Source organism: Thermithiobacillus plumbiphilus, from assembly GCF_038070005.1.
Classification (GTDB): Bacteria; Pseudomonadota; Gammaproteobacteria; order Acidithiobacillales; family Thermithiobacillaceae; genus JBBPCO01.
This window is the reverse complement of sequence record NZ_JBBPCO010000010.1, coordinates 57,842-82,167: the sequence shown is the minus strand read 5'-3', so window position 1 is coordinate 82,167 and position 24,326 is coordinate 57,842. Positions and strand designations below refer to the sequence as shown.

The 24,326-nt window shown below is 61.9% G+C and carries 27 protein-coding genes; 3 read left to right on the top strand and 24 right to left on the bottom strand.

What is annotated here, in order from left to right:
- The 15 genes from WOB96_RS10710 to WOB96_RS10640 form a co-directional block, all read right to left on the bottom strand.
- Positions 1-507, bottom strand: a complete 507-nt coding sequence (locus WOB96_RS10710) for a FixH family protein (RefSeq protein WP_341371287.1) — start codon at positions 505-507, stop codon at positions 1-3.
- A complete protein-coding gene (ccoG, locus tag WOB96_RS10705) occupies positions 497-1,933 on the bottom strand; it encodes a cytochrome c oxidase accessory protein CcoG (RefSeq protein ID WP_341371286.1) in 1,437 nt (478 codons plus the stop codon). Before ccoG ends, WOB96_RS10710 begins: the two co-directional genes overlap by 11 nt.
- Positions 1,934-2,071: 138 nt before the next feature.
- Positions 2,072-2,980, bottom strand: coding sequence for a cytochrome-c oxidase, cbb3-type subunit III (gene ccoP, locus WOB96_RS10700; protein WP_341371285.1), 909 nt, complete (start codon positions 2,978-2,980; stop codon positions 2,072-2,074).
- Positions 2,964-3,194: a cbb3-type cytochrome c oxidase subunit 3 gene (locus WOB96_RS10695; RefSeq protein WP_341371284.1), complete on the bottom strand. Its 231-nt coding sequence runs from the start codon at positions 3,192-3,194 to the stop codon at positions 2,964-2,966. Before WOB96_RS10695 ends, ccoP begins: the two co-directional genes overlap by 17 nt.
- A 9-nt stretch (positions 3,195-3,203) precedes the next feature.
- On the bottom strand, positions 3,204-4,181 hold the full coding sequence (gene ccoO / locus WOB96_RS10690; protein ID WP_341371283.1) for a cytochrome-c oxidase, cbb3-type subunit II: 978 nt from the start codon (positions 4,179-4,181) through the stop codon (positions 3,204-3,206).
- Positions 4,182-4,245: 64 nt separating this feature from the next.
- Positions 4,246-5,682 carry a cytochrome-c oxidase, cbb3-type subunit I gene (gene ccoN / locus WOB96_RS10685; RefSeq protein ID WP_341371350.1) on the bottom strand — a complete coding sequence of 479 codons (1,437 nt, stop codon included), beginning with the start codon at positions 5,680-5,682 and terminating at the stop codon, positions 4,246-4,248.
- 356 nt (positions 5,683-6,038) lie between these two features.
- Positions 6,039-6,377, bottom strand: coding sequence for a DUF2173 family protein (locus WOB96_RS10680; protein WP_341371282.1), 339 nt, complete (start codon positions 6,375-6,377; stop codon positions 6,039-6,041).
- Between the two features lie 21 nt (positions 6,378-6,398).
- Positions 6,399-6,731: a DUF2173 family protein gene (locus WOB96_RS10675; protein WP_341371281.1), complete on the bottom strand. Its 333-nt coding sequence runs from the start codon at positions 6,729-6,731 to the stop codon at positions 6,399-6,401.
- Between the two features lie 23 nt (positions 6,732-6,754).
- On the bottom strand, positions 6,755-7,096 hold the full coding sequence (locus WOB96_RS10670; RefSeq protein ID WP_341371280.1) for a DUF2173 family protein: 342 nt from the start codon (positions 7,094-7,096) through the stop codon (positions 6,755-6,757).
- Between the two features lie 94 nt (positions 7,097-7,190).
- Positions 7,191-7,859, bottom strand: a complete 669-nt coding sequence (bioD, locus tag WOB96_RS10665) for a dethiobiotin synthase (RefSeq protein ID WP_341371279.1) — start codon at positions 7,857-7,859, stop codon at positions 7,191-7,193.
- A complete protein-coding gene (gene bioC, locus WOB96_RS10660) occupies positions 7,859-8,737 on the bottom strand; it encodes a malonyl-ACP O-methyltransferase BioC (protein ID WP_341371278.1) in 879 nt (292 codons plus the stop codon). Before bioC ends, bioD begins: the two co-directional genes overlap by 1 nt.
- Positions 8,734-9,519 (bottom strand): pimeloyl-ACP methyl ester esterase BioH, encoded by a 786-nt coding sequence (bioH, locus tag WOB96_RS10655; protein WP_341371277.1) that lies wholly within the window; start codon positions 9,517-9,519, stop codon positions 8,734-8,736. Before bioH ends, bioC begins: the two co-directional genes overlap by 4 nt.
- Positions 9,509-10,681 (bottom strand): 8-amino-7-oxononanoate synthase, encoded by a 1,173-nt coding sequence (bioF, locus tag WOB96_RS10650; protein WP_341371276.1) that lies wholly within the window; start codon positions 10,679-10,681, stop codon positions 9,509-9,511. The genes bioH and bioF overlap by 11 nt, the downstream gene beginning before the upstream one ends.
- A 9-nt stretch (positions 10,682-10,690) precedes the next feature.
- Positions 10,691-11,737, bottom strand: coding sequence for a biotin synthase BioB (gene bioB / locus WOB96_RS10645; protein ID WP_341371275.1), 1,047 nt, complete (start codon positions 11,735-11,737; stop codon positions 10,691-10,693).
- A gap of 3 nt (positions 11,738-11,740) precedes the next feature.
- Positions 11,741-12,208: a hypothetical protein gene (locus WOB96_RS10640; RefSeq protein WP_341371274.1), complete on the bottom strand. Its 468-nt coding sequence runs from the start codon at positions 12,206-12,208 to the stop codon at positions 11,741-11,743.
- Between the two features lie 130 nt (positions 12,209-12,338).
- Here WOB96_RS10640 and WOB96_RS10635 point away from each other — a divergent pair, with 130 nt between their 5' ends.
- Both WOB96_RS10635 and trmL read left to right on the top strand, forming a co-directional pair.
- Positions 12,339-13,016, top strand: a complete 678-nt coding sequence (locus tag WOB96_RS10635; RefSeq protein WP_341371273.1) for a double zinc ribbon domain-containing protein — start codon at positions 12,339-12,341, stop codon at positions 13,014-13,016.
- A 10-nt stretch (positions 13,017-13,026) separates the two neighbouring features.
- Positions 13,027-13,491, top strand: a complete 465-nt coding sequence (trmL, locus tag WOB96_RS10630) for a tRNA (uridine(34)/cytosine(34)/5-carboxymethylaminomethyluridine(34)-2'-O)-methyltransferase TrmL (protein WP_341371272.1) — start codon at positions 13,027-13,029, stop codon at positions 13,489-13,491.
- A 6-nt stretch (positions 13,492-13,497) separates the two neighbouring features.
- On the opposite strand, the gene WOB96_RS10625 is transcribed toward trmL, so the two are convergent.
- The 9 genes from WOB96_RS10625 to WOB96_RS10585 form a co-directional block, all read right to left on the bottom strand.
- Positions 13,498-14,499: an NAD(P)H-dependent glycerol-3-phosphate dehydrogenase gene (locus WOB96_RS10625; protein ID WP_423229740.1), complete on the bottom strand. Its 1,002-nt coding sequence runs from the start codon at positions 14,497-14,499 to the stop codon at positions 13,498-13,500.
- A gap of 10 nt (positions 14,500-14,509) precedes the next feature.
- The gene (gene secB / locus WOB96_RS10620; RefSeq protein ID WP_341371270.1) at positions 14,510-14,965 is read right to left on the bottom strand and encodes a protein-export chaperone SecB; all 456 of its coding nucleotides are present in this window, start codon (positions 14,963-14,965) and stop codon (positions 14,510-14,512) included.
- 54 nt (positions 14,966-15,019) lie between these two features.
- Positions 15,020-15,457: a thioredoxin TrxC gene (gene trxC / locus WOB96_RS10615; RefSeq protein ID WP_341371269.1), complete on the bottom strand. Its 438-nt coding sequence runs from the start codon at positions 15,455-15,457 to the stop codon at positions 15,020-15,022.
- A 47-nt stretch (positions 15,458-15,504) separates the two neighbouring features.
- Positions 15,505-15,765 (bottom strand): glutaredoxin 3, encoded by a 261-nt coding sequence (gene grxC, locus WOB96_RS10610; protein WP_341371268.1) that lies wholly within the window; start codon positions 15,763-15,765, stop codon positions 15,505-15,507.
- Positions 15,766-15,776: 11 nt separating this feature from the next.
- Positions 15,777-16,193, bottom strand: a complete 417-nt coding sequence (locus WOB96_RS10605) for a rhodanese-like domain-containing protein (protein WP_341371267.1) — start codon at positions 16,191-16,193, stop codon at positions 15,777-15,779.
- Between the two features lie 88 nt (positions 16,194-16,281).
- A complete protein-coding gene (locus tag WOB96_RS10600) occupies positions 16,282-19,587 on the bottom strand; it encodes an efflux RND transporter permease subunit (RefSeq protein ID WP_341371266.1) in 3,306 nt (1,101 codons plus the stop codon).
- Complete coding sequence (locus WOB96_RS10595) at positions 19,580-20,677, bottom strand: efflux RND transporter periplasmic adaptor subunit (RefSeq protein ID WP_341371265.1); 1,098 nt, start codon at positions 20,675-20,677, stop codon at positions 19,580-19,582. The genes WOB96_RS10600 and WOB96_RS10595 overlap by 8 nt, the downstream gene beginning before the upstream one ends.
- A 33-nt stretch (positions 20,678-20,710) precedes the next feature.
- On the bottom strand, positions 20,711-22,108 hold the full coding sequence (locus tag WOB96_RS10590) for a TolC family protein (protein WP_341371264.1): 1,398 nt from the start codon (positions 22,106-22,108) through the stop codon (positions 20,711-20,713).
- A 146-nt stretch (positions 22,109-22,254) separates the two neighbouring features.
- On the bottom strand, positions 22,255-22,716 hold the full coding sequence (locus WOB96_RS10585) for an ArsR/SmtB family transcription factor (RefSeq protein ID WP_341371263.1): 462 nt from the start codon (positions 22,714-22,716) through the stop codon (positions 22,255-22,257).
- A gap of 57 nt (positions 22,717-22,773) precedes the next feature.
- Here WOB96_RS10585 and gpmI point away from each other — a divergent pair, with 57 nt between their 5' ends.
- The gene (gene gpmI, locus WOB96_RS10580) at positions 22,774-24,321 is read left to right on the top strand and encodes a 2,3-bisphosphoglycerate-independent phosphoglycerate mutase (RefSeq protein WP_341371262.1); all 1,548 of its coding nucleotides are present in this window, start codon (positions 22,774-22,776) and stop codon (positions 24,319-24,321) included.
- Positions 24,322-24,326 lie beyond the last annotated feature (5 nt).

Genomic DNA, 24,326 nt, shown 5'->3' with positions numbered 1-24,326 from the left:
CTACGCCCCGGCACTCACCGAAGGAACCACCCAGACTTCCGCCTGCTTTTCATGCTGGTCCTGGCCCTTGGTCATGGTCAGCACCATGTCCCAGTTACCCGGGCGCGGCAGGCTCACCGTGCCCTGGTAATCGCCCGGTGCCACCTCCTCCAGGAGCAACTGCTGATCCACAGCGGGTTCGCCAGGACGCAACAGCTTCACCTCCACTTTTGCCCCTTTGATCGGCTGGCCTGTCTTGTCCTTCGCCACGCAACGCAGGATGGCAGGCTGCCCGGTTTGCGGCTCTGCCACCCAACCCAGGTTCAACTGCCAGCCACGTGCCCGCTGCTGCTCCAGACGAGCCAGGTATTCATTGTAGTAAACACCTTTTTCATAGTAGTCATTCTCGACCACTCCCGGAAAATCCTTGTTCGAAAGATAAAACAGCAGAATGTTGACCAAGACGACGATCGTCAAACCGGCAACGATTACCAAAGGTCGCCATTCCCGCATCCAGCTAGCCTTCATCGTCATCATCTCCACCGACCATCTCTTCGGGTGCATAGAAGTCCGTTTCATAGCGAGCACTTTCCCCACTACCCTGCTGCTTGATCCGGAAGTTGAAATGGGTCTTGCTCTCCTTCAGCGAGGCTGGTGGAACCTTGATATAGACCGTGGTCCCCAGCGCCCTGCCGGCACCGACCTGCAGCGGGTTCGGACTGATTTGCACCTCGGCCTGCGGCAGGCCCAGCACATCGATGGCATAGCTTGCGGCCTGGCCCTGCTTGTTGGTCACCTTGATCTCATATTTGTTCTGAATGCGGCCATCCGATAGTTGCACGTAGAGAGGCTGACGCTCCTGCTGCACATCGACCACCAGCGTGCTGCGATTCGCCATGCTGAATGCAAACCACACCGCCACGGCCAGGAGCACGGCCGCATAGCCCAGCGTTTTCGGCGTCCAGTGGTTCACCTTTTCATTCCTCAGCTCCTTTTCCGAGGTGTAGCTGATCAGCCCCTTGGGCAGCTTCACGCTATCCATGACGTTGTTACAGGCATCGATACACAGACCACAGCTGATACACTGGTACTGCAGTCCATTTCGAATGTCGATCCCGGTCGGGCAGACCTGCACGCACAAGCCGCAATCGATGCAGTCACCATGGCCGGCCGCCTTTCTTTCCTCCGGACCCGTCCCTTTTTTGGGTTTTGCTCGGCCTTGCGAACCCTCGCCACGCGCGACATCATACGCCACGATCTTCGTGTTCTCATCGAACATGACGCTCTGGAACCGGCCATAGGGACAGAAACTGGTGCAGACCTGCTCGCGCATCAATCCCGCCATGGTATAGGTGGTCGCCGTAAGGATCAGGGTCGTGATATAGGCCGCGGGCGCCGCTTGCAGCAGGAAAAAGTCACGCCATAAATCGAATGCATCAGTGAAATAGGCTGCAAAGCTGACACCGGTCAGAAAGGCCACACCTATCCAGAGTGCGTGTTTTTCGAACTTCAAGCGCAGCTTGCGAAAGCTCCAGGGTTCCTTGTCCAGTCGCATGCGCGCGGTCCGATCCCCTTCCACCCAGCGCTCGATGGTCATGTAAAGATCGGTCCAGAGCGTCTGAAAGCAGAAGTAGCCGCAGAACACCCGCCCGGCGATGCCGGTCACAAAAAACAGCAGAACCGCGGCAAACAAGAGGAAGATGGCAAGCCAGATCACTTCCTGAGGCCACATGGTCAGGCCAAAAATGTAGAACGCGCGATGCGGCAGATCAAACAGGATTGCCTGATCAGGAAAGTTTGGTCCCCGGTCCCAGCGCACATAGGGCAACAGGAAGAAAACCGTATAGGCAAGCAGCAGAATGCCGTGCTTGATGCTTCGGAACGTCCCCTTGACAGAACGGGGATAGACCCGCTGGCGCGGATCATGAAAGACGAGCGGATGCTCTGTGGCCATTGCCTTCTCCACAAGGAAATAGCGCGGCGCTGATGTTACGAGTGGGGCATCGGTGGGCCGCCGGATGAAAAAGGCCCAAGATAGAACCTACCTTGGGCCCACTCGTCAATTAGACTTTAGTTATACTCTTAAGTTCGCTTACTGGCCACCGCCAAGCTGGTGGACGTAGAGGGCCAGGATCTTGATCTGATCCGGGCTCAGGCGCCCTTCCCAGCTGGGCATGACACCCCGGTTCAGGCCGTTGGTGATGATCGCTTCCAGGGTTTCCCGGCTCGGTGACTTGAGTTTGGGGTCCACTTTCGCCCATACCCAGATATTATCCGTCAGATTAGGCGCGCCGATCATCTGGTTGCCCTTGCCAGCAACTCCATGGCAACCGAAACAACCCACCTCATTGCTGTGGAACAGGGCCTCACCAGCCTGGGCCAGCCTGGCATCTTTCGAGTGGCCGGACAGGCTCAGCTCATATTCTGCCAGCGCAGAGATCTGCTCAGGCCGCAACGCGGGGCCAAATGCCGGCATGAAACCATGGCGCCCACTGGTAATGGTTTCCTGGATCTTTTCGAGCGATCCACCATACAACCAGTCGTCGTCCACGAGGGCGGGAGCCACACCCGGATTGCCCTGGCCGCCAGCGCGGTGGCAGGCAGCACAGTTGTCACCGAAGAGGGTCTTGCCGGCACTGCGCACGAATCCCATCAGTTCGGGATTGGCGCTGATCTGCTCCAGGCTCATGCCATTGAGCTGGTTATAGAACTTGGACTGGGCCTCGCGCCCTTCCTGCATGTCGGCAAGATAGGCAACACGGGTGTTCCAGTGCGAGCTCACGGTCTGACCGTTGACCTTGACCTCTTCCTGCAGGAGCCCTGTGGTGAAACCCTTGCCCACGGGCCAGGCCGGATACAGGAACCAGTACACGACCGCGAACACCACGGTTGCGTAGAAAGCCCAGACCCACCAGGTCGGCAACGGATTGTTGTATTCCGCGAGGTCGCCGTCCCAGACGTGCCCCGTCGTTTCCACCTTGGGTTTATGACTCTTTTCCATCTTTGGCATCTTCCTTGTGGCTTTTGCGTTGTTCAGGGCCACCTTCCTCATCGAAAATCGAGTACTTTTCGTTTTCGATGCGCTGGCTCCTCTTCCTGCCCCCGAGCACATAGATCAGTATGCCTACGAAGGTCACGAAAAAAATGATCAGCAGAAAGGGGCCTGCATGGCCCCCCTCATAGAAAGGCCCAAAAATACCGTAGAGCTGATCCATGCGTACCTTTTATCGGAACTGGGACAGGTAGCCCTCGTCATACTTCTTGAAGTCAACCTGGGTTCCAAGCATCTGGAGGTAGGCTACCATGGCATCCATCTCGGTCAGACGGTCAGGGTCGCCATCGAAATTGGCCTCGGCCTGGGCCTTGAGGTTATCCATGGCGCCCGGAAGAGCGAGGACTTTCTGGCCGTCATCCCCGGTCTTGACCAGACTGGTGAATACGGTCTGGGCATCCTGCTTGACCTGCTGCACATAGGCCGGGATTTCCGCCTCGCGCACCACCTTGGAGCTACTGAATACCAGCGCCGGCTTGCCATCCACCTCGCGGCGGGCCTTGGCGACCACCTGGTCGATCTGGGCATTCAGACCATTGATGAACTGGTCCACCTCGGCACCACGCAGTTCACGGCCATTGATGCGCAGTTCCAGCGCCGTCTTGGCACCGAAGTTAGCAACGTTGTCGATGAACTCCGACTCGCTCTGGCTATAAGGCACGCCCACCTTGCGCAGGGCCTGCATGTCCGCCGGAATGTCCGAGGTGGACAGGCGGTTTTCCATCAGCCAGGAATAATTGGGCATGACGGATTCCGGCACCACCTCACGCGGTGCAATCAGATGGGCCACATGCCACTCGTTGGAGTACTTGCCACCGACGCGTGCCAGATCCGGACCTGTGCGCTTGGAGCCCCACTGGAAGGGATGGTCATACATGCTTTCCGCCGCCAGCGAGTAATGCCCGTAACGCATGGCCTCGTCGCGGAAGGGGCGGATCATCTGGGAGTGGCAATAAAAGCAGCTTTCACGCTGGTAGATGTTCCGACCGGCAAGCTCCAGCGGGGTATAGGGGCGTACCCCGTCAACCTTTTCGATGGTCTTGTCGATAAAGAAGAGCGGAACGACTTCCACCAGGCCGCCGATACTGATGACGATCATCACCAGCACCAGCATGATGCCAATGTTCGTTTCTATGGTCTCATGCTTCATTTCACAATTCCTTGATGCCCGCGACCCTGCGCCGCGGGGTTATTGGCAATTGATGACTTGGGACTCAGGCGACCTTGGTCGCAGCCGGCACAGTCTTCGCCTGGCGGATGGTCATCGCCACGTTGTAGACCATGATGATGGCGCCAGTCAGGAAGAAAACACCACCCAGCACACGCATGGCATAGAAGGGGTGCATGGCAGAGACGGACTCGGCGAAGCGGTACATCAGGTTGCCGTACTCATCGAAGGCGCGCCACATCAGGCCCTGGGTAATACCGCTGATCCACATGGCGACGATGTAAAGCAGGACACCGATGGTAGCCAGCCAGAAGTGGGTATTGATGAGGCGGGTGCTGTACATCTCCGTGTTCCACAACTTGGGAACCAGATGATACAGCGAGCCAAAGGTGATCATGGCCACCCAGCCCAGGGCACCGGAATGGACGTGACCCACGGTCCAGTCGGTGTAGTGCGACAGGGCATTCACGCTCTTGAGCGCCATCATCGGGCCTTCGAAGGTGGACATGCCGTAGAAGGACAGGGCCACGATCAGGAACTTCATGATGGGATCGGTGCGCAGTTTCTCCCAGGAACCCGACAGGGTCAGGATGCCGTTGATCATGCCACCCCAGGAAGGCAACAGGAGCATGATGGAGAAGGTGGCAGCCAGCGTGGAGGTCCAGTCAGGCAAGGCGGTCCAGTGCAGGTGATGCGCGCCCACCCACATGTACATGAAGATCAGCGCCCAGAAGTGGATGATGGACAGCCGATAGGAATAGATCGGGCGGCCAGCCTGCTTGGGAACGAAGTAGTACATCATGCCGAGGAAGGCAGCGGTCAGATAGAAGCCCACCGCGTTATGACCATACCACCACTGCGTCATGGCGTCCTGCACCCCGGAGAACAGCGGGTAGGACTTCATCCCGGTGAAGGACACCGGTACGGCCAGGTTATTGAAGATGTGCAGGATGATGGTCGCCAGAATGTAGGCCAGGAAGAACCAGTTGGCCACATAGATATGCTTCTGGCGGCGCTTCATGATGGTACCGACGAAGACGACCAGGTAGGCAAGATAGACCAGCGCGATCAGGATATCGATCGGCCACTCGAATTCCGCGTACTCGCGGGTCTGGCTGAAGCCCAGCATGTAGGTGATCTGCGCCAGGGGGATGACGGCAAGCCAGCCCCAGAAGGTGAAGTTGGCCAGTGCATCACTGAACAGCCGCGCCTGACAGGTGCGCTGCACGACATAGTAGGAGGTTGCGAACAGGGCGCTGCCACCAAAACCAAAGATCACCGTGGTGGTATGCACTGGACGAAAGCGTCCAAACGAAATGTAGGGATTGTCAAAATTGAGGAACGGCCAAGCCAGCTCGGACGCGATCCAGACGCCCACCGCCATGCCTACCACGGCCCAGACCAGGGCCATGATGGTAAACCGTTTTACAATATCAAAATTGTACTCCACCGCCGCTTGTGCGGGAGCGGCTGTACCTGTCATCGTAGCCGTAGCCGAGGCCATATGCCCTCCAAAAGGTTATCTTCAAACTGACCAGCCTGTACCTACTCACCTCGTCAGACAAAAGGCGGAGTACGGGCTGCCAAGCGCAAAATAAGACACAAATATCTTTATGTCAATCCGCCTGCACGCCCATTCCCACAAAGGTTTCTTGGGGGCCCATAAGATAATGGCTGGCATTTCAACATGCTCTAATATGTTGCCTGATTGCTGCGAGCCGGGCTAATCAAATTATTCTTTTCGTCATAGAGAATTTCTAACGGAAGGTCAGGCGGAATGCCCGGAAAGCGGGCAGATCAGGTCAAAAGGAAGCGGGGTTCCTGCAAGACACCAGAGGCTCAGGCGTGCGCGACGCGATACAGCACTGTAAACAGCGTATTATATGATATTTCCTTGTTGCTGACGAAGCAAGCAACTGATGCCATGCCACAGACGGATATTTCCGGCCCGGCCATGGCCCAGCCCCGTGGCGGCGACCAGCCACCCAGGCCGGTAAACGCCACCAGCAAATCCCCCTGTTGCTGGGCGATGCGGGTATTGGCAAAGCACAGCTCGGCGGCAAGGACAGCGTGCTCCGGATCAATCGAGCCGATACTTTCATCCACGCTGCCATCGTCGAGAAAACGGATGGCGCCGAGCATTCCCGGTATATCCATGAGCTGGTTGAGCTGTGTCATGCGGCCTCTCCTGGCTTTCTGCTATCCGGCGCTGGACAGTGACTGAAAACAGCGGTCATAGTCGATATCCCTGCCATGCACCAGCACGGCATGGGTATCACTCGCCACCAGCACGTGATCGAGTCCGATCAGGGAAAAACCCTTGCTCGGAAAAAAGCCTTGCTGACCGGTGTGCTTCTCCCAGCCACTCGCCTCCATGCGGTACATGGCAATATTGGAAGCACAGACCTCGGCCAGCAGCTCGGCACTGTCCTGGGCCAATTCCCCCTTGAATTCCCGTAGGCCACCGGTGCAGGAATACTCGATGGCTGCAAAGGCACCCGGCAAAGACATCAGTTCTTCCAGTGTGGGCATCTTTCTCTCTCCTTGATCGAAGCTCAGTCCACGCCGGCGGCTTGACGCATGATCCTGACAGTTTCAGCCAGCGAGGCTTCGCGCAGACGGATCAGGCAGAACATGTCCTCGATGGCAACCATTCCAAGCTCGTCGCCAAGCATGGTCCAGCCGACATGGTCTACAAACTCCTCCCGCCCGGACAGCGCCGTAAGCAATTGCCCCTGAACGCCGCTGGCAATGGCATTGGCGGCACACATTCTGGCAGCCAGGCTGGCGTCCTCTTCGCTGAGCTCGCCGTAGACATCATCCAGCAATCCCTTGCGGGAGAACCTGCCGACTGCAAGCACCCCAGGCTGCTTCAGCATGGCCTTCAACTTCGGCATACGCATCTCCTGACTGACCGGCCCTGCAACAAAAGCTCATATCTATTTCATAGACAAGTTTAGCTGCTCCACCTATAGGACCAAGGGGGAAGGGTCAGAGCATATCGAGCCGCAAGGCTTCTGCCAGGTTGGAGATGTCTGGATCATACTGGTGGGAGAAGGTGGCAAGTCGCGGTGCTGGCATTCGGGTTTCCAGGGTTTCGATGGTGCCTGCGGGGATGGGTTCGGGCCAGGCAGCGTTGCCTACCCAGCCGGCCAGGGTCAGGCCGCGCCTGAGAACGGCCTCTGCTGTCAGCAGGGCATGATTGATGGCGCCGAGGCGCAGGCCGACTACCAGGATGACTGGCAACTGGAGCGCTTCGGCCAGATCAGCAAAGCTTTCCCGCTCGTTGAGCGGCACCAGAAAGCCTCCCGCCCCTTCGACGATCAGGCGATCGACCCGGTCGCCAAGCGCCTGGGCCTGATGCAATGAAAAAGGCAGGTCGATGTCCTTGCCGGCGAGTCTCGCTGCCCAATGCGGGGCAATCGGCTCGGCCAGGGCATAGGGATTCACGCTGGCATAATCCAGCGGGACATTGCTGTGGGCGATCAGGGCCAGGGCATCCTCATTGCGCAGGCCCTCGGCGGTCTGCTCGCAACCGGAGGCGACGGGCTTGTAGCCTGCCACCCGCAATCCCTGCTGCGCCAGCGCGTGCAAGAAGACGCAGCTCGTCAGGGTCTTGCCGACGCCTGTATCCGTACCGGTAATGAAGTAGCCCTGCATCAGCGCCGCCGTAACTGCGACAGCGGCACGGCGATGCTGCCGTCATCCAGGGTGCGATTTTCTGGCCGGGTGCTGGCCCAGGCATGGCCATAGACCACTTCATAAGTGGCTGGCAGGCGCCCTTCCCGACGGAAGCTTTCATAGGCACTGTTCAGGGCGCGCCAACGGGCAGGGCTCAGCAGACCTCGCGCGCGTTCGGCCGTGGCATTCTGCGCGCCGATGGCCTTGATGTCCTGCATCAGGGCGCGCAGTTCGGCATAGGTGAGCGTGAAGTGTTCCACATCCATGACCGGGATCTCGAAGCCCTGGCGCACCAGGGCGTCGCCGATGTCGTGCATGTCCACGAAGTCACTGACGTGAGGCTGTCCGGGCGCCACCTCGGCAAAGACCTGTCGCAGTTCCCGCAGGGTATCCGGGCCAAAGGTGGTGAACATCAGCAGGCCACCGGGCTTGAGCAGATGCCGGAAGCCGGAGAACACCGCGTCCAGATCGTTGCACCATTGCAGGGAGAAATTCGAGAAGACCAGATCAAAGTGCTGCGCCTGAAAGGGCAAGGCTTCGAGATCGCCGCAGACGAATTGCTGCCTGGCAAACCAGCCCCGGCCCTTGCGCGCCTGCTGCAGCATGGATTCGGCGAAGTCGAGCGCGACGACCTGGGCCTTGGGGTAGCGTTTATTGAGACGTCGGCAGGCATAGCCGGTGCCGCTGCCGGCATCGAGAATCCAGGCGGGATCGAGCTTGACCAGGTCGAGCCGCTCCAGCAGGCGGTCGGCGACCTCGCGCTGCAGTACGGCCGCGGCCTCATAGGTAATGGCTGCGCGGTTGAAGGCACGCCGGGCTGCCTGCTTGTCAATCAGATTGAGCGGGTTTTCCATCATCGTTCATCCAGAAAGCGGCGAATCGCCTGCGCGCATTCCGCGGGAGCCGTCAGAAAGGGGGCATGCCCCGCGCGGGGCAGATTCAGTAAACGGCTGTCGGGCAAGCGTTCTGCCAGATATTCGGCCGCCTGCGGCAGCACCACCCGGTCCCGGCCGCCCTGGATCAGCAGCACGGGCAGGCGCATTTGATCGAGCGCTGGCCGCAGATCAATTTCCCGCAGGATGTCCAGCCCGCCGGCCAGGCAATCAGGATCCGGCGTCGGCCAGGGGCTACCCTGCTGCAGCTGTCGCAGGGCGCGACGGCCCTCACCGTCGTCCAGGGTCTGCAGGGCCAGGAAACGCTTGACGGTGGCCTGGGGATCGTCGAGCAGATTATGGGCGAACTGCTGAAAGGCAGCGGCTTCCATGCCCGCTGCCCAGTTCGGGCCAGCGACGAAGCGTGGCGTGGTACTGATCAGCACCAGACCGGTAAGGCTATCCGGCGACTGGCGCGCCAGATCAAGCGCGATCATGCCGCCCAAAGACCAGCCCAGCAGCCAGGGTTTGGGCCCTGCCAGCGTTTCCAGAATAGTGCCTAGCCGCGCGGCGGCTCGGTCCAGGTCCAGCCCGGCCCCACAGGGCGTATGGCCATGGCCTGGCAGGTCCAGGGTGGTCACCCGGAAACCCTGCACCAGTTCATCCACCAGTGGGATAAAGATGTCCCCCTGCGTGCCCCAGCCGTGCAGACAGACGAGATCCGGCCCCTGGCCGTGCTGCGAGTAGGCCCAGGATTCAGGACGCATGATGACAATCCTGCAGGGCAGCAATCAGGGCATCCACGTCCTGGTCCTGATGCAGGGCGCTCAGGGTGATGCGCAGCCTCGCGCTCCCTTGCGGCACGGTCGGCGGACGCACGGCCGGAACGTAAAACCCTTGCTGGCGCAACTGCTGGCTGAGATTCAGCGCGGCCTCCGCCTCGCCTACCAGCAGAGGCTGGATCGGGGTATCCGAGGGCATCAGGCTCCAGGCCAGACTCTTGAGACCCTGACGCAAGCGCTGGATATGCGTTTGCAGGTGCTGGCGCCGCCAGTGGTCCTGCTGGACCAGCAGCAAGGCCGCCTGCGTGGCGCTCGCCAGAGCCGGTGGCAGGGCGGTGGTGTAGATATAGCTGCGCGCCCGCTGCTGCAGGAAATCGATCAGGGACTGGCTGCCCGCCACGAAGGCACCATACACGCCAAAGGCCTTGCCCAGCGTGCCCATCAGTACCGGAACGTCTTGCGGCGACAGCGAGAAGGCTTCCAGGCTGCCCCGGCCTGTTGACCCGAGCACGCCCAGGCCATGCGCGTCATCCACCATCAGCCAGGCATCATAACGCCGGGCCAGTTCCGCGAGCGCGGTCAATGGGGCAAGGTCACCATCCATGCTGAACACGCCATCGGTCACGATCAGGCGCCGGCCACGCGCGGGCGTGCGCTGCAGGAGTGCTTCAAGGTGCTGGAGGTCGTTGTGCCGATAGCGCTGCAGCCGGGCTCGCGAAAGCAGCGCGGCATCCACCAGGGAAGCATGGTTGAGGCGATCGGCGAAAATGTGGTCATCACGCCCGAGCAGGGCGGTGATCGCGCCGAGGTTCGCGAGATAGCCGTTGCCAAACAGCAGAGCGGCCTCGCGGCCGGTGAATGCCGCCAGATCCCGCTCGAGCGCGGCGTGCGCGCTGCGGTGCCCGCCGAGCAGGTGGGCCGCGCCACTGCCGGTGCCAAAGGCCCTGGCGCCGGCGCATAGTGCTTCCTGCAGGGCCGGGTCGCGGGCCAGGCCCAGATAATCGTTGCTGGAAAAGGAGAGCAGCTTCTGGCGGCCATCCTGAAAGCGAGGGCCCCCGAGCGGGTCGAGCACCTGCGAGCGCCGGCGCAGCCCCCGGGCTTCAGCCTCGGCCAGATCCTGCCTCAGGAATGCATCGAGATCCGCCATGAAACCGGATCAGGACAGCCCGGTGGCCTGCTCCTGGGCTTGCTGCGCCCGGCGCTGGAAGGTGTCACCACGGATTGTCACGCCAAGATCCCTGAGCATCTGCAGGTCGTCTTCGACCTTGCGCCCGGCGGTAGTGAGATAATCGCCGATCATGACACCGGAAGCACCGGCGTAGAAGATCATTGCCTGCAAATCGCGCATGTGCGTGCGCCCACCGGCGATGCGGATCTCGGCCTGCGGCAGCAGGTAACGGAATACCGCGATCATGTGCAGGCACTCGCGTGGCTCCATCTTGGGCAGATGGCCCATGGGCGTGCCCGGCTGGGGATTGAGGAAGTTCAGGGGCACGGATTCGACGTTCAGGGCGCGCAGGGTCATGGCCAGTTCGACCCGCTGGTCGAGGCTCTCGCCCATGCCAAGAATGCCACCGGCGCAGACGCGCATGCCGGCCTGCTGGGCGGCCTGGATGGTATCGATGTTTTCCTGATAGCTGTGCGTGGTACAGACATTCTCAAAGAACGACTCGGCGCACTCGAGATTGTGATGATAGTTCTCCAGCCCCATGGCCTTGAGTTCGCGAGCCATGGATTCATCGAGCGCACCGAGCGAGGCGCAACGGCCGATGTCGCTGTGCTCCCTGAGATTCGCCAGATAATCCTGGAGCTTGCCCTTTTCCTTGTTGCCGCGCACGCCCCAACCTTTGGAGACGATGCCGAAATCCGTGGCCCCGAGGCTGCGCAGCCGCTGGGCCTGGGCGACAAGATCCGTTTCGGCGATATAGCCATAGACGGGTGCGGTGGCGGCCTTGTGATGCCCGCTCTGGGAACAGAAGCTGCAGTTCTCGCTGCAGTTGCCGCTGCGCACATTGCTGATGCCGCAGGCCTCGACCGCTTCCCCACGGAAATGACGGCGTATGCGGTCGGCACCGGCCATGAGCTGCGGCAGGTAGCCGGCATCCAGGCGAATCAGCCAGCGGCCCTCATCTTCCGTGAGTAGTTCCCCGGCGAGTACCCGCTCGACCATGTCATTGAGCCGGTTCAGGATCTCCTGTTGCATCATTCACTCCTCATCAGGTTTCACGACCACATCGTGCCAGTCAGTGCGATGGATATCGATCAGGGCACGAATGCTCAGGGGTACGAGCACGATGAACAACACAAACCACATGGCGAAGAGCAGCGATGCGAAGTCAGGATCCAGTCCCAGCCGGCCGAGGAAGTCGAGCCCCAGGGCCTCAAGCAACTGGGGCAGTTCCAGGGCTTCGGCCAGACCGCCAAAGCCAGCGGCGATGATGAGCAACACCACGGCCATGACCGGATAGTAACTGCGTGCGGCGCGTCGGTTGAAGGCGAGCACCCGGGGATCAGGATGGTGACTGTTGACCGCGAAGACCAGCATCGACATGCCAAACCACAGAATGGCGAAGCCCGGGATCAGGGCCGCGGCCAGGTTGCCGTAATGAAAAACGCTGGCGGCCCGGCGAGCCGAGGCGCCACTCACGATCCTGGTCTGTGTCGTCGCTTCCATAATGTCTCCTTATAGGCCTGGCCAGGCGAAGCTGTCAACCTTCAGCCAGACTTGTGGTTAACAGTGACCGGGCTTTACATGCATGCACAAGTGCATGCTAGGATGCAAAGCTCCCGGACCAAATCGTGCCATGCTGAATTTTCTCTATCCCGCGCGTTGCCTGCTCTGCCATCTTCCTGGCCGCGCTATCTGCCAGGATTGTCTAGCCGCCCTGCCGCGTCTGCCAAGGATACGTTGCCCTCAGTGCGCCGTCCCGCATACGGGCCTGGCAAACACCCGATGTGCCCGCTGTCAGCTCGACCCACCGCCGTTCAGTGCCTGCACCGCCGCTTTCAGCTATGCTGCGCCGCTGGATCAGGCCATTCACCAATGGAAATACCATGGCCGGCTGGTCTGGACCCGGGTGCTGGCGGAAAGCTGGCTGGAAACGGTCGGGCCGCTGACGGAGCTTCCGGAGGCCCTGCTGCCGGTGCCGTTGCACTGGCGGCGCCTGGCCAGCCGGGGCTTCAATCAGGCCGGATTGCTGGCCCGCCACTGGGGACGCGCCCTGGACATCCCGGTCCTGTATCACTATGCCAAGCGTTTGCGGCACACCCGGCAGCACGCCCGCCTCGGTCGCAGCGAACGCCTGCAGGACAGCGAGACGATCTTCCAGGTTCGTCCTCTGCCCGTCCGACATGTCGCCATCATCGATGACGTCCTGACCACGGGTGGTACGGTCAGCGCCCTGGCACGCGCCGCGCTGACAGCCGGTGCCGAGCGGGTGGATGTCTGGGTACTGGCCCGAACCCTTCACCCGCACACCTGAAAGGTCGACCATGTTCAAAGTGGTGTTGTATCAGCCCGAAATACCACCCAACACCGGCAATGTCATCCGCCTGTGCGCCAACACCGGCGCCGAGCTGCATCTCATCGAGCCACTGGGCTTCGCGCTGGACGACAGCAAGCTGCGCCGGGCCGGTCTGGATTATCACGAATGGGCACGGCTGCGCGTGCACCCAGGCTGGGAGGCCTTTACAAGCAGTGTACAGCCCCGACGCATCCTTGCCCTGAGCACCCGCGCAAGGCAGCCTTATCACGCAGTGAGCTTCCAGCCGGATGACTGTTTTGTCTTTGGTCCGGAAACCCGCGGCCTGCCGGTGGAACTCCTTGGATCCCTGCCACCGGAGCAGCGCCTGCGCCTGCCCATGCAAGCAAACAGCCGTAGCCTCAACCTGTCCAACAGCGTGGCGGTGGTGGTCTATGAGGCCTGGCGCCAACTGGGCTTTCCCGGCGCCGTTTAAGCGGTTTCAGCCATCCTCGCGCCGCGGCTGGCGATGCATGAGGTTTTCCTGCGCGGTCCGGGGCGCTTGTCCCGCGAACAGCACACGATAGACCTGCTCCACGATCGGCATCTCGATCCCGCGCCGTCGGGAAAGTTCGTAAAGTGCCCGGGCAGTATGCACCCCCTCGGCTTCCATCCGCAGATCGGCAAGGATGTCCGGCAGGCGCTCGCCCCGCCCAAGTCGCAGCCCGACAGTACGGTTGCGAGAAAGATCCCCGGTACAGGTCAGGATCAGATCTCCGGCACCTGCCAGCCCCATGAAGGTTTCCGCATGCCCACCAAGCGCCTGGCCCAGGCGCAGCAGCTCCGCCAGCCCGCGGGTGATCAAGGCCGCGCGCGCGTTGTAGCCAAAGCCCAGGCCATCGGAAATGCCGGCCGCAATCGCCATGACATTCTTGATGGCTCCCCCAAGGCAGACCCCGGCGACATCCTGGCTGGTATAGGCGCGCAAGGAGTCGGAACGCAACCAGATTGCCACCCGTTCGGCCACTGACAGATCCTGCGAGGCAACCGTCAGCGCGCCCGGCAGCCCCCTGACCACTTCATCCGCGAAGGTCGGGCCGGAAATCACGGCACTGGGCCAGCCGGTCGGCAGCGCCTCAGCCACGACTTCATCGAGCCGCATGCTGGTCGAATCTTCCAGACCCTTGCTGGCCCAGGCCACAATCATGCCTTCCCGCAAATGTGGGCGCACGAGATGCAAGGTCTCACGGAAATAGCGGCTGGGTACGGCCAGCAGAACGGCATCACTGGCTGCCAGCACCGCGGCCAGATCCGGGTTCGGGTGTAGATCCTCAGGGAGCGGGAGCCCCGGAAATACCGGCGCTAGCGTGCCGCTGGCAGCCATTTGCTCCAGTGACGCGGCACGATGACCCCAGAGCCGCACGCTGTGACTGGTTCGCACCAGATGTACCGCCAGGGCACAACCCCAGTGCCCGGCACCCAGGACAGCGATACGATCCGACATCATGGAGGGACTATTGCGGCCTGGCCTGAGCTTCCTGCTCGGCCAGGCTGGCCTGGAAAAGCGCTTCGAAATTGATGGGATTCAGATGCAGGGGCTGGAACCCGCCTTTGCCGATCAGGTCGGCAATCGCCTCGCGGGCATAGGGAAAGAGGATGTTGGGGCAATGTATGCCCAGCAATCCCGGCATGTGGTCATCCGGCACATTCTGGATACGAAACAGGCCAGCCTGCTGCACTTCCACCATGAAGAAGGTCCGTTCATCGAGCTTGGCACTGACGCCAACCGTCAGCACCGTCTCTACGAAGCCGTCCATGCCCTCGACAGGCTGGCTCTGGGTGGAAAGATTCACGTCCACGGTCGGCGTTTCATTGATCAGGAACACCGACGGGGTATTGGGCGCCTCGAAAGAGACATCCTTGAGGTAGATCTTCTCCAGATTGAATACGACTTCCTGCTCGTCAGCCATGTTTCCTTCCTTGGTGGATTTCGTGAATGCGGGCCCTTGGGCCGGGAGGCGCCATTATGAACGCAAATGCTGTTCGATCCAACGGATCAGGTCATTTTTACCGAGCGCGCCACTCATGCGGGCCACTTCGCGCCCGCCCTGAAACAGCGCCAGCGTGGGAATGGAGCGGATACCGAACTGCGCTGCAAGCTGCTGCTCGGCCTCGGTATTGACCTTGGCGAACACCACCCGCCCGGCCATGTCCTCGCTGGCCTGCTTGAACTGGGGTGCCATCATGCGGCAGGGCCCGCACCAGGGCGCCCAGAAATCCACCACCACCGGCAGGTCATTTTTCTCGATGTGCTTGCTGAAGGTGGCGGCCGTGAGCTCGACGGGATCACCATCGAAGAGATGGGCGTGGCACTTGCCACAACGCGGATTCTCACGCAGGCGCGCGGACGGCAGGCGATTGACGGCATGACAGGAAGAACAGACGACATGGACATCGGACATGCAGGCCTCCTGGATGGGATTTGATTCCACCCCGGCACGGGGGGCTTTCAGGGCTGGGTCAGCAGTGGATCGAGCTGGCCGGCGCGATCGAGGGCGGCCAGATCATCGAAGCCACCGACATGAAAGTCACCGATGAAGATCTGCGGCACGGTACGGCGGCCATTGCTGCGATCGAGCATCACCATGCGCTCCGAGGGATCGAGATCCACCCGGACTTTGTGGACGCTGACACCCTTGCGCCGCAAGAGGGATTCCGCCATATGGCAATACGGGCAGATGCCTGTCACATACATGACCACCTGGGCCATAGGATCCTCGTCTATTTGCGATCGAGCGGCAGACCCGCGCCCTTCCAGGCCGTGATCCCGCCCTTGAGATTGTATATTTTTGTGAAACCGGCCTTTTTCAAGGTACTGGCCGCCGTTGCGGAACGCATACCGCTGCGGCACTGGGTGATGATGGGCCGATCCTTGTACTTTTCGAGCTCATTCAGACGCTTGGGAAGTTGGCCAAGCGGGATGTGGCGCGCGCCGGGAATGTGGCCCTGAGACCATTCCTGGGGCTCGCGCACGTCGACCACGATGGCATCCTCGCGGTTGATGAGCTGGGTCGCCTGGCCGGGATCCACCTCGTCAAAGCCGGACAGGCGCTTGCGGATGCTGCCCCGGGCCAGCATGAACACGACGAAAACCAGCGCCAGCAACAAAAACGCATTCTGGGTTACAAAATCACGCAAGACCTTCTCCTATCGCAGCCTGCCGGCGGATGCCGGGCCCATCATTGGTCCTGATCATACTACAATGCCGCTGCAATACTGTCCAAAATCACGCATCCGCTCGCCGCCCATCCCCCAGACGCCGCTGCCAGAGGAAATAGGCCAGCGGAATCACCAGCAGGGTCAGGGCCGTGGAGGCGAAGGTGCCAAAGATCAGGGACACGGCCAGCCCCCCGAACACGGGATCGGTGATCATGATGGCCGAGCCCAGGATGATGGCGAGTGCCGTCAGCAGGATCGGCCGGAAACGCACAGCGCCGGCCTCGATCACGGCATCCTCCAGGGCATAGCCACGCGCCCGATAGTCGAGGACGAAGTCGATCAGCAGCAATGAATTGCGCACCACGATGCCCGCCAGGGCGATGACCCCGATCATCGAGGTGGCGGTGAAGGCCTGCTGCGTGATCCAGTGGCCCGGAAACACGCCGATCAGGGTCAGCGGGATGGCGCCCATGACGATGACAGGCAGCATGAAGGACTTGTAATAGGCCACCAGCACCAGATAGATGAAGACCAGGGCCACCATGAAGGCGCTGCCGAGATCGCGGAACACGTCCAGGGTCAGGCGCATCTCGCCGCCCCAGAGCAGCTTGTAGCCCATGAAGGCTTCGGGGCTGACCTCATTGAAGCCGAGATTGCCGGTCTCGAAGCTGACGCCACTGTGCGGCAGACGGCGGCCATCGAGCATCTGATCCAGCGAGAGCACGGCATAGACCGGGCTGGAACGCAGCAGCTCGCCACTGACGAAGACCACCGGATTCTGGTCGCGGAAATAGATGGGCTTTGCGCTCAGGCTGGGGGAAATCCGCGCTATGGCACTCAGCGCCACCGGCTTGCCCATGGCATTGGTGACATAGAGCGACAGGATCTGGGCCGGTGTGGCCCGGCTCTCGCGCGGTAGCCGCACGATGATATCGATCGGCTCGCGGGCCTCGGCCACATGCAGGGTGCCCATGGAAAAGCCCGACACGTAGTCATGCAGGAGCTTGGCCACCTGGGCTGGCGCCACCCCGGCGAGTGCCGCCTTCTGCCGATCCACATGGAGGGTGTAACTGGCAAGATTGGCCGTCACCGAGTCATCGACATTCACCATGCCGTAGATCCGCTCGAAGGCCGCACTGACGTCGGTGGCTGATGCCCGCAGGCGCTCATAGTCCGGCCCGTAGAGCTGGGCCAGGATCTGCGCCTGCACCGGCGGCCCGGGTGGCTGCTCATAGAGCTTGATGCGGGCTTGCGGGAAACGTTTGCGCAGGGGCGCGAGGTCCCGGTCCAGGGACCGCACGATCTCGTGCGAACTGGTCGAGCGATCATGCTTGTCCACCAGGTTCACGCGGATCTGCGCCAGATTGCTGCCCCGCTTCATCAGATCCCCGCGCACCAGTGCGGCGAAATCCACCGGCGCGGGAATGCCGAGAAAGGTCTGATAATTGGTCACCAGCGACTGGCGACCGATCACATCCGCCACGGCCTGCGTCACCTCGCCGGTGCTGATCAGGCTCGTGCCGGCCGGCGTATCGACCTCGACCAGGAAGGTGTCGACATCGTCGTTGGGGAGCATCTTCAGTTCCACCCCGAGTGGGCTCAGCGGACCGTTCATGCCCTGCGGGCGAATGAACTGCCAGGCCGGCTGCAGCATCACCAGCAGCAGCAACAGCACCACCGTCAGCAGGAATACGCTGCGCACCAACCCGTTACGCAGCAGTGGCGTAATGACGGCGACATAGCCCCGGTGCAGGAAGTCCTGATGGTTCTGCCCCTGCTCTGCCAGGCTCTCCCTGTTACGCAAAGCCTGCTTGGCGGCCTTGCGCGACAACCAGCGCCAGGCGGCCCAGGGCACGACCATGTAGGCGATCAGCAGGGAAGCGATCATCGCTACCGGCACATTGAAGGGAATGGGGCGCATGAAAGGCCCCATCATGCCGGTGACGAAGGCCATCGGGATGAAGGCCACGATGACGGCAATGGTGGCGATATTGGTGGGGTTGCCGATCTCGTTGGTGGCATCCACCAGCACGGCATCAAAGGGCCGCGGCGCGCCCTGGTGCAGATGACGATGGATGTTCTCGATCACCACGATGGCGGCATCCACCAGCAGGCCCAGTGACAGGATCAGGGCGAACAGGGTGATGCGATTGATGGTCTGGCCAGCCATCAGTCCCACTGCCAGCACCACGAAAAGAATCAGGGGTACCGTGAGGGTGACGATGGCCGCCTCGCGCCAGCCCAGAAACAGCACCAGGATCAGCACCACCGAACCGATGGCAATCCCGAGGTGCTCCACCAGGGTATTGACGGCATCATTGGCGCGCTCGCCATCATCGCGGGTCACCACCGCAGTGATGCCCTCGGGAATGACCGTGCGCTCGAGGCTGGCCAACCGCTCCCGCACCGCGCGGGTCACGACTACGGCATTGGTGCCCGGCTTTTTCGCCAGGGCCACGGTCACGGCCGCCATGTCACCCCGGGCCTGCCGGGCCTGCGCCGCCGGGCCAAAGGCGAAGCGGGAAAGCTGCTCCAGTTCGCCCGGCCCCTCTTCGATGCGGGCGACATCCTTGAGATAGATGGGCCGGCCCTGCGGCGCGCCCACCAGCACCTTGCCGATCTCCTCGGCATTCCCGAGATAGCCCGACACCCGCAAGGGGGCATTGACATTGCCGCCGCTCAGCTCCCCGGCCGGCAGGCTGACATTGGCCGCCTGCAGCATCCTGTCGACCTGGTCCAGGGACAGGCCCATGGCGGTCAGGCGCTGCGGGTCGAGCCAGACATTGACGGCGCGTTGCCGGCCGCCGACGATCTGGGTGAAGGACACGCCGGGCACATTGCGCAACTGCTCCAGCACCCGCTCCACCACGCCGCGCAGCTCGGCATCCGAAAACTGCCGGGAGGCGAAGGTAATCGCCATGACCGGCACGTCATCGGCATTGATGGGCTTGACCAGGGGCTCTTGGGTGCCCGGCGGCATACGGTCGAGGTTCTGCATGAGCTGGTTATAGAGCTTGACCAGACTGCGCTCCTGATCCTCGCCCACCTTGAACTGCACCGTCACCACGCCCATGTCGTTCACGGCATAGCCGAAGGTGTGATCCACCCCGGACATGGCGTTCATGATGGCTTCCAGGGGCTTGACCACCATGTTGGCCACTTCCGTGGGATCGGCGCCGGGACGGGCGACGATGATATTGGCCGCCGGCACCACGATCTGCGGATTGTATTCGCGCGGCGTGACAAACAGCGCCATCACGCCGATCAGGGTGATGCTCAACATCAGCATCGCCGTGATCTTGGACTTCATGAACAGGCCGGCGAGCTTGCCGGCGATGTTCAGCTTCTCGCCAGAAGGGCCGTGCTCAGCCATGCCCGCCCCCATCGATGCGATCGCCCGATTGCAGGGTGGCCGTGTTGCTGCGGACGATCCGCTCGCCCGGATTCAGGCCTGACAGGATCTCCACTGCGCCATCGCTCACCTGCCCGGTCCGCACCATGCGCAGATGCGCCACCCCCTGCTGATCCACCACGAACACGCCCGTGATGTCGGCACGTTCAACGAGGGCCGACTGTGGAACGCGCACGCCGATCCGCGTGCCCTGCGGAATGGCCACCCGCACATAGCTGCCGCTGCGCAGATCGGTTCCCGCCGGCAGGCCGATCTTGACGGTATAGGAATGGGTGGTGGGGTCTGCCGAGGGCAGGATGCGCAGCACCTGCCCCGTCAACGCCTGGTTCCCGCCTTCCAGCCGGACCTGTACCGGATCATTGGGTTTCAGCCCGGCCAGCAGGGATTCACTCAGGGCCACCTGCACCTGCAGCCGGTCGGGGTTCTCGATGACCAGCACCGGCTTGCCCGGCGCGGCGAGATCACCGGCACTGGCCAGCTTCTGGGTGACCACCCCGGTGATGGGGGCACCGACCCGGACGTACTTGAGCTGAGCGTTGGCGGCCTGCATGGCGGCTCGCGCCTGGGCCATCTGAGCGCGCGCCACCTCGAGCTGGGTTTTGGCCTGATCGTACTGCACCCGCGGTATCGACTCGTCCCGCAGCAGGGCGCTGGAACGCTCGAACTGTAGTTTCGCGGCGGCCAGACCAGCCTCGGCTTGGGCCATTCCGGCACGCGCCTGTCCGATCTGCGCCTGGACATCGGTCGGATCGATGCTGAACAGCAGCTGCCCCTTGCGCACCGGGTCGCCCTCATGCACCGTGATATCGCGGATATAGCCCATCAACCGCGAGGAAACCTGTACCTGATCCTCAGCGATCACCGTCCCTGGCACTTCGCTGAGCTGCTGAATCTGCGTGGCGGCCACCGGCATGATCTCGGCGCTTACCGCAGGCGCTTGCGCGGCTGGCGCGCGGCTGGCCGGCTCCTCCCTGCCGCAGGCGCTCAGGGCCAGCAGCGCACCGAACACAAGTGCCGGCAGCATGCGACGGCAGGCCTTGTTCATTATCATTATTCCTCCTTGTCCGACAGTCACATGCGCAAGCTAAAATGATTCCGGGACCAGCGATCCCGTCGCCAGGCGCAGGACCGCCCGTTGAATCACCTGATCGTAGCGGGCCTGCACCAGGTCCGCCCGGGCCTTGTCCAGTTGCGCCTGGTTGCCGAGTACTTCCACCATGGTCGTCACACCATTGCGATAACGCCTGTCCACCAGTCGCTGCGCCTCCTCGGCCTGCACCAGCGCCTGACGGCGCAAGGTGATGCGCCGCTCCGCTTCCCGCACCTTGCGCCAGGCATCGGCCACCTTGAGACGGATGCCATCCTCCGCCTGGCGCAGGCGCGCCTGCAATTCCATGCGTTTCGCTTCCGCCTGCGCCACCCCGGCACGGCTAGCGCCAAAATCAAAGAGCTGCCAGGACAGCACCCCGGCCACGGTATAGGACGGCGCGCCCAGGCTGAGTTCGCCGCTGTTCCAGTCCTGCCGGGCCATGGCGTTGAGATGGGGATAATAGGCCGCGCGCGCCGTCCGCATGCCGGCCTGGGCCGCTGCCAGTTGCTGGCGCATGGCCTGGATCTGCGGATTGCCAGCTACCGCACCGGCCTGCAGATCCGCAAGGCTCCCGGCGGGAGCCGCGATCTCGGCGTCCGGGCCAAGCGTCAGCGGTACGTCCAGGGGCATTCCAATCAACAGGTGCAGCTGATCCATGGCCGCCGCCTCGGCATTGCGGGCCTGTTCCAGTTGAATCCGCGCGTCCTCCAGGCGCACCTGCGCCGACAGCAGATCGCTGCGCACGATCATCCCCTGGCGCAGCATGCTTTCATTGGTTTTCACGTAGGCCTCAGCCGCCTGTACGCCCTGTGCAGCCACGCCGACGAAAGACCGGGCGGCATGCACGCCCTGATAGGCCTGGGCCACATTGAAGATCAGTTGCTGGCGCGCCGCTACGTCGCCCTGCTGCGCGGCCCGGAGCTGGGCGCGCGCCTGCTCGATGAAGCCGCGGATCTGGCCGCCGTTATAGATGGGAATGTTCAGCTCGAAGCGGGTATCGAGGTTGCCGGTGCCGCCAGGATGATTGAGATTGCCGGGTGCCACGGAGAGGCTACCGGGACCATTGAACTCACCCGCGCCAAAGTCATTGAAGGTGGCATTGCGCTGGGAAAGCTTGAGCCCGAAGGCGTTCAGGGCGTCATTGGTATAGGTGCCGGTCAGGGAAGCCGACAGGCTCGGATAGCGCCTCGCCTGGGCCTGGTGCAAGCCCGCCTCGGCCTGGGCAAGCTGGGCCTGGCTGACCTGCATGTCCGGATTCTGGCGCAAGGCCAGTTCCACACTTTCCCGAAAGTCCAGGGCCAGGCTCGTGCCAGGCAGCAAGCCCAGCACCAATGCCAGCAACCGGACGGCAGGCCGGGACTGCCCGGCAAGACATGCATGCTGCTCCGCCATTTCCCCCTCCCACAGCGTGTTGGTAAAGATGCGCGGGATCAGAACGGCACGCCCCGCGTTCGCATATTAGAATACGATAATATACCAAATATCGGGACCGGCGCAAATCGCTGCATGCCCCATGGGGGGCATGACTCAGGACAACATTATTTCTCGCAGGAACAGAACACCTGTTGCATCATCGAAATCAGCCGAAGCGTGCGAGGATCATTGATACTATAGTAAACTTTATTGGCATCCTTACGGGACTTAAGGATGGACTTGTCGCGCAGAATGGCCAGATGCTGGGAAATATTGCTTTGCGAGGTGCCGACCGCATCCACGATCTCTTGCACGCTCAGCTCATCACCCCCTAAAATGCAGAGAACTTTCAGCCGCAGGGGATGGGCCATCGCCTTGAGTGACCGCGATGCCAGTTCTATGTCTTCCTCTCGTTGCAACAGCTCTTCCATGGGAACTCCGTTCACGTTGAAATCCAGCCCGGTCGAAATTGATACTTTTCCGGTAGATAAGAATATATGAATTTTAATGTTTCGCCAGTCGGCTGGAAAGTCCAGAATGCCAAGTTTCAGCCTTGCCCCTACCCTCAGGGTGGGCAGATCCTGCATTATTGCACTTTTCGAATCTTTCCAGGCCGCTTGCCTGAGTGATTTACCGGAGATGACATGTCTATTGTGCCGCGCCCTGTGGTTCTTCTCATTCTGGACGGCTGGGGATACCGGGAGGATGGTGACGACAACGCCATTCTCGCCGCCCGCAAGCCCGTCTGGGACAGCCTCTGGGCAAGTTGCCCGCATACCCTGATCCAGGCCTCCGCCACTGCCGTCGGTCTGCCCTCGGCCCAAATGGGCAACAGCGAGGTTGGCCACCTCAACCTTGGGGCCGGCCGCATCGTCTATCAGGAATACACCCGCATCAATCGCTCGATCGAGGATGGCAGCTTCCACGAGAATCCGGCGCTGACCCAAGCCGTGGATGCCGCGAGCCGGCAGGGCAAGGCCGTGCATATCATCGGTCTGCTTTCGGACGGCGGCGTGCATAGCCATATCGAGCACATCCTCGCCATGCTGGAAATGGCAGTGCGCCGGGGCGCGCAACACGTCTATGTGCACGCCTTCCTCGACGGCCGCGATACCCCGCCCAAGAGCGCCAAACGCTACATCGACATGCTCGAATACAAGCTCGGCGTGCTGGGCGCCGGCCAGACCGCATCCCTGATCGGACGCTTCTATGCCCTGGATCGAGACAGGCGCTGGGACCGCGTGCAGGCTGCCTATGACCTGCTCACCCAGGGCAAAGGACAGGTTGCCGCCAGCCCAGAAGCGGCGCTGGAAGCCGCCTACGCACGCGAAGAGAGCGATGAATTCGTGCAGCCGACCAGCATCCGCCCGAACGGCGGTGCGGCGGCCTGCGTCGAGGGTGGCGATACGGTCATCTTCATGAACTACCGTGCCGACCGCGCCCGCGAACTGACCGAGGCCTTCATCAACCGCGAGTTCAAGGGTTTCGAGCGCAAGGTCTGGCCCCAACTGGCCGCCTTCGTCTCCCTGACCGAATACAATGAGGCATACGATATCCCGGTCGCCTTTCCCTCGACCAGACTGCACAATGGCTTTGGTGAATATGTCTCGAAGCTCGGTCTGCGCCAGTTGCGCATTGCCGAAACCGAGAAATACGCCCATGTCACCTTCTTTTTCAACGGCGGCGAGGAACAGCCCTTTCCCGGCGAGGATCGCGTGCTCATTCCCTCGCCCAAGGTGGCGACCTACGACGAAAAGCCCGAGATGAGCGCGCCCGAGCTCACGGATGAACTGGTGGCGCGCATTCACAGTGGCCAATATGACTTCATCATCTGCAACTATGCCAACCCCGACATGGTCGGCCACACCGGCAACTTCCCGGCGGCGGTGAAGGCCATCGAGACCCTGGACCAGTGTCTTGGCCGCGTGGTCGAGGCCGCCCGCGCCGTGGGCGGCGAAGTGCTGATCACCGCCGATCACGGCAACGCCGAACAGATGGCGGATCCTGCCACGGGCCAGGCGCATACGGCGCATACCTGCAACCTGGTGCCCTTTGTTTACATCGGGCGGCCCGGCAAGGTAGCGGCCGGCGGTGCGCTCGAAGACGTCAGCCCGACCATGCTCTACCTGCGTGGGCTAGCCATCCCGCCGGAGATGAGCGGACGCTCCCTGGTGCAGCTGAACGACGGCTGATCCGC

Coding starts and splice junctions, on each gene's coding strand:
- trxC (WP_341371269.1), bottom strand. CDS start 15,457: ATGTCCGATGTCCATGTCGTCTGTTCTTCCTGTCATGCCGTCAATCGC.
- WOB96_RS10600 (WP_341371266.1), bottom strand. CDS start 19,587: ATGGCTGAGCACGGCCCTTCTGGCGAGAAGCTGAACATCGCCGGCAAG.
- WOB96_RS10595 (WP_341371265.1), bottom strand. CDS start 20,677: ATGATAATGAACAAGGCCTGCCGTCGCATGCTGCCGGCACTTGTGTTC.
- bioC (WP_341371278.1), bottom strand. CDS start 8,737: ATGATGGAAAACCCGCTCAATCTGATTGACAAGCAGGCAGCCCGGCGT.
- secB (WP_341371270.1), bottom strand. CDS start 14,965: ATGGCTGACGAGCAGGAAGTCGTATTCAATCTGGAGAAGATCTACCTC.
- WOB96_RS10625 (WP_423229740.1), bottom strand. CDS start 14,499: ATGTCGGATCGTATCGCTGTCCTGGGTGCCGGGCACTGGGGTTGTGCC.
- ccoP (WP_341371285.1), bottom strand. CDS start 2,980: ATGGAAAAGAGTCATAAACCCAAGGTGGAAACGACGGGGCACGTCTGG.
- trmL (WP_341371272.1), top strand. CDS start 13,027: ATGTTCAAAGTGGTGTTGTATCAGCCCGAAATACCACCCAACACCGGC.
- ccoO (WP_341371283.1), bottom strand. CDS start 4,181: ATGAAGCATGAGACCATAGAAACGAACATTGGCATCATGCTGGTGCTG.
- ccoG (WP_341371286.1), bottom strand. CDS start 1,933: ATGGCCACAGAGCATCCGCTCGTCTTTCATGATCCGCGCCAGCGGGTC.
- WOB96_RS10695 (WP_341371284.1), bottom strand. CDS start 3,194: ATGGATCAGCTCTACGGTATTTTTGGGCCTTTCTATGAGGGGGGCCAT.
- WOB96_RS10670 (WP_341371280.1), bottom strand. CDS start 7,096: ATGCCGAAGTTGAAGGCCATGCTGAAGCAGCCTGGGGTGCTTGCAGTC.
- WOB96_RS10680 (WP_341371282.1), bottom strand. CDS start 6,377: ATGACACAGCTCAACCAGCTCATGGATATACCGGGAATGCTCGGCGCC.
- bioB (WP_341371275.1), bottom strand. CDS start 11,737: ATGCAACAGGAGATCCTGAACCGGCTCAATGACATGGTCGAGCGGGTA.
- bioD (WP_341371279.1), bottom strand. CDS start 7,859: ATGCAGGGCTACTTCATTACCGGTACGGATACAGGCGTCGGCAAGACC.
- grxC (WP_341371268.1), bottom strand. CDS start 15,765: ATGGCCCAGGTGGTCATGTATGTGACAGGCATCTGCCCGTATTGCCAT.
- gpmI (WP_341371262.1), top strand. CDS start 22,774: ATGTCTATTGTGCCGCGCCCTGTGGTTCTTCTCATTCTGGACGGCTGG.
- WOB96_RS10585 (WP_341371263.1), bottom strand. CDS start 22,716: ATGCAGGATCTGCCCACCCTGAGGGTAGGGGCAAGGCTGAAACTTGGC.
- WOB96_RS10675 (WP_341371281.1), bottom strand. CDS start 6,731: ATGCCCACACTGGAAGAACTGATGTCTTTGCCGGGTGCCTTTGCAGCC.
- bioF (WP_341371276.1), bottom strand. CDS start 10,681: ATGGCGGATCTCGATGCATTCCTGAGGCAGGATCTGGCCGAGGCTGAA.
- WOB96_RS10640 (WP_341371274.1), bottom strand. CDS start 12,208: ATGGAAGCGACGACACAGACCAGGATCGTGAGTGGCGCCTCGGCTCGC.
- bioH (WP_341371277.1), bottom strand. CDS start 9,519: ATGCGTCCTGAATCCTGGGCCTACTCGCAGCACGGCCAGGGGCCGGAT.
- ccoN (WP_341371350.1), bottom strand. CDS start 5,682: ATGACAGGTACAGCCGCTCCCGCACAAGCGGCGGTGGAGTACAATTTT.
- WOB96_RS10710 (WP_341371287.1), bottom strand. CDS start 507: ATGAAGGCTAGCTGGATGCGGGAATGGCGACCTTTGGTAATCGTTGCC.
- WOB96_RS10635 (WP_341371273.1), top strand. CDS start 12,339: ATGCTGAATTTTCTCTATCCCGCGCGTTGCCTGCTCTGCCATCTTCCT.
- WOB96_RS10590 (WP_341371264.1), bottom strand. CDS start 22,108: ATGGCGGAGCAGCATGCATGTCTTGCCGGGCAGTCCCGGCCTGCCGTC.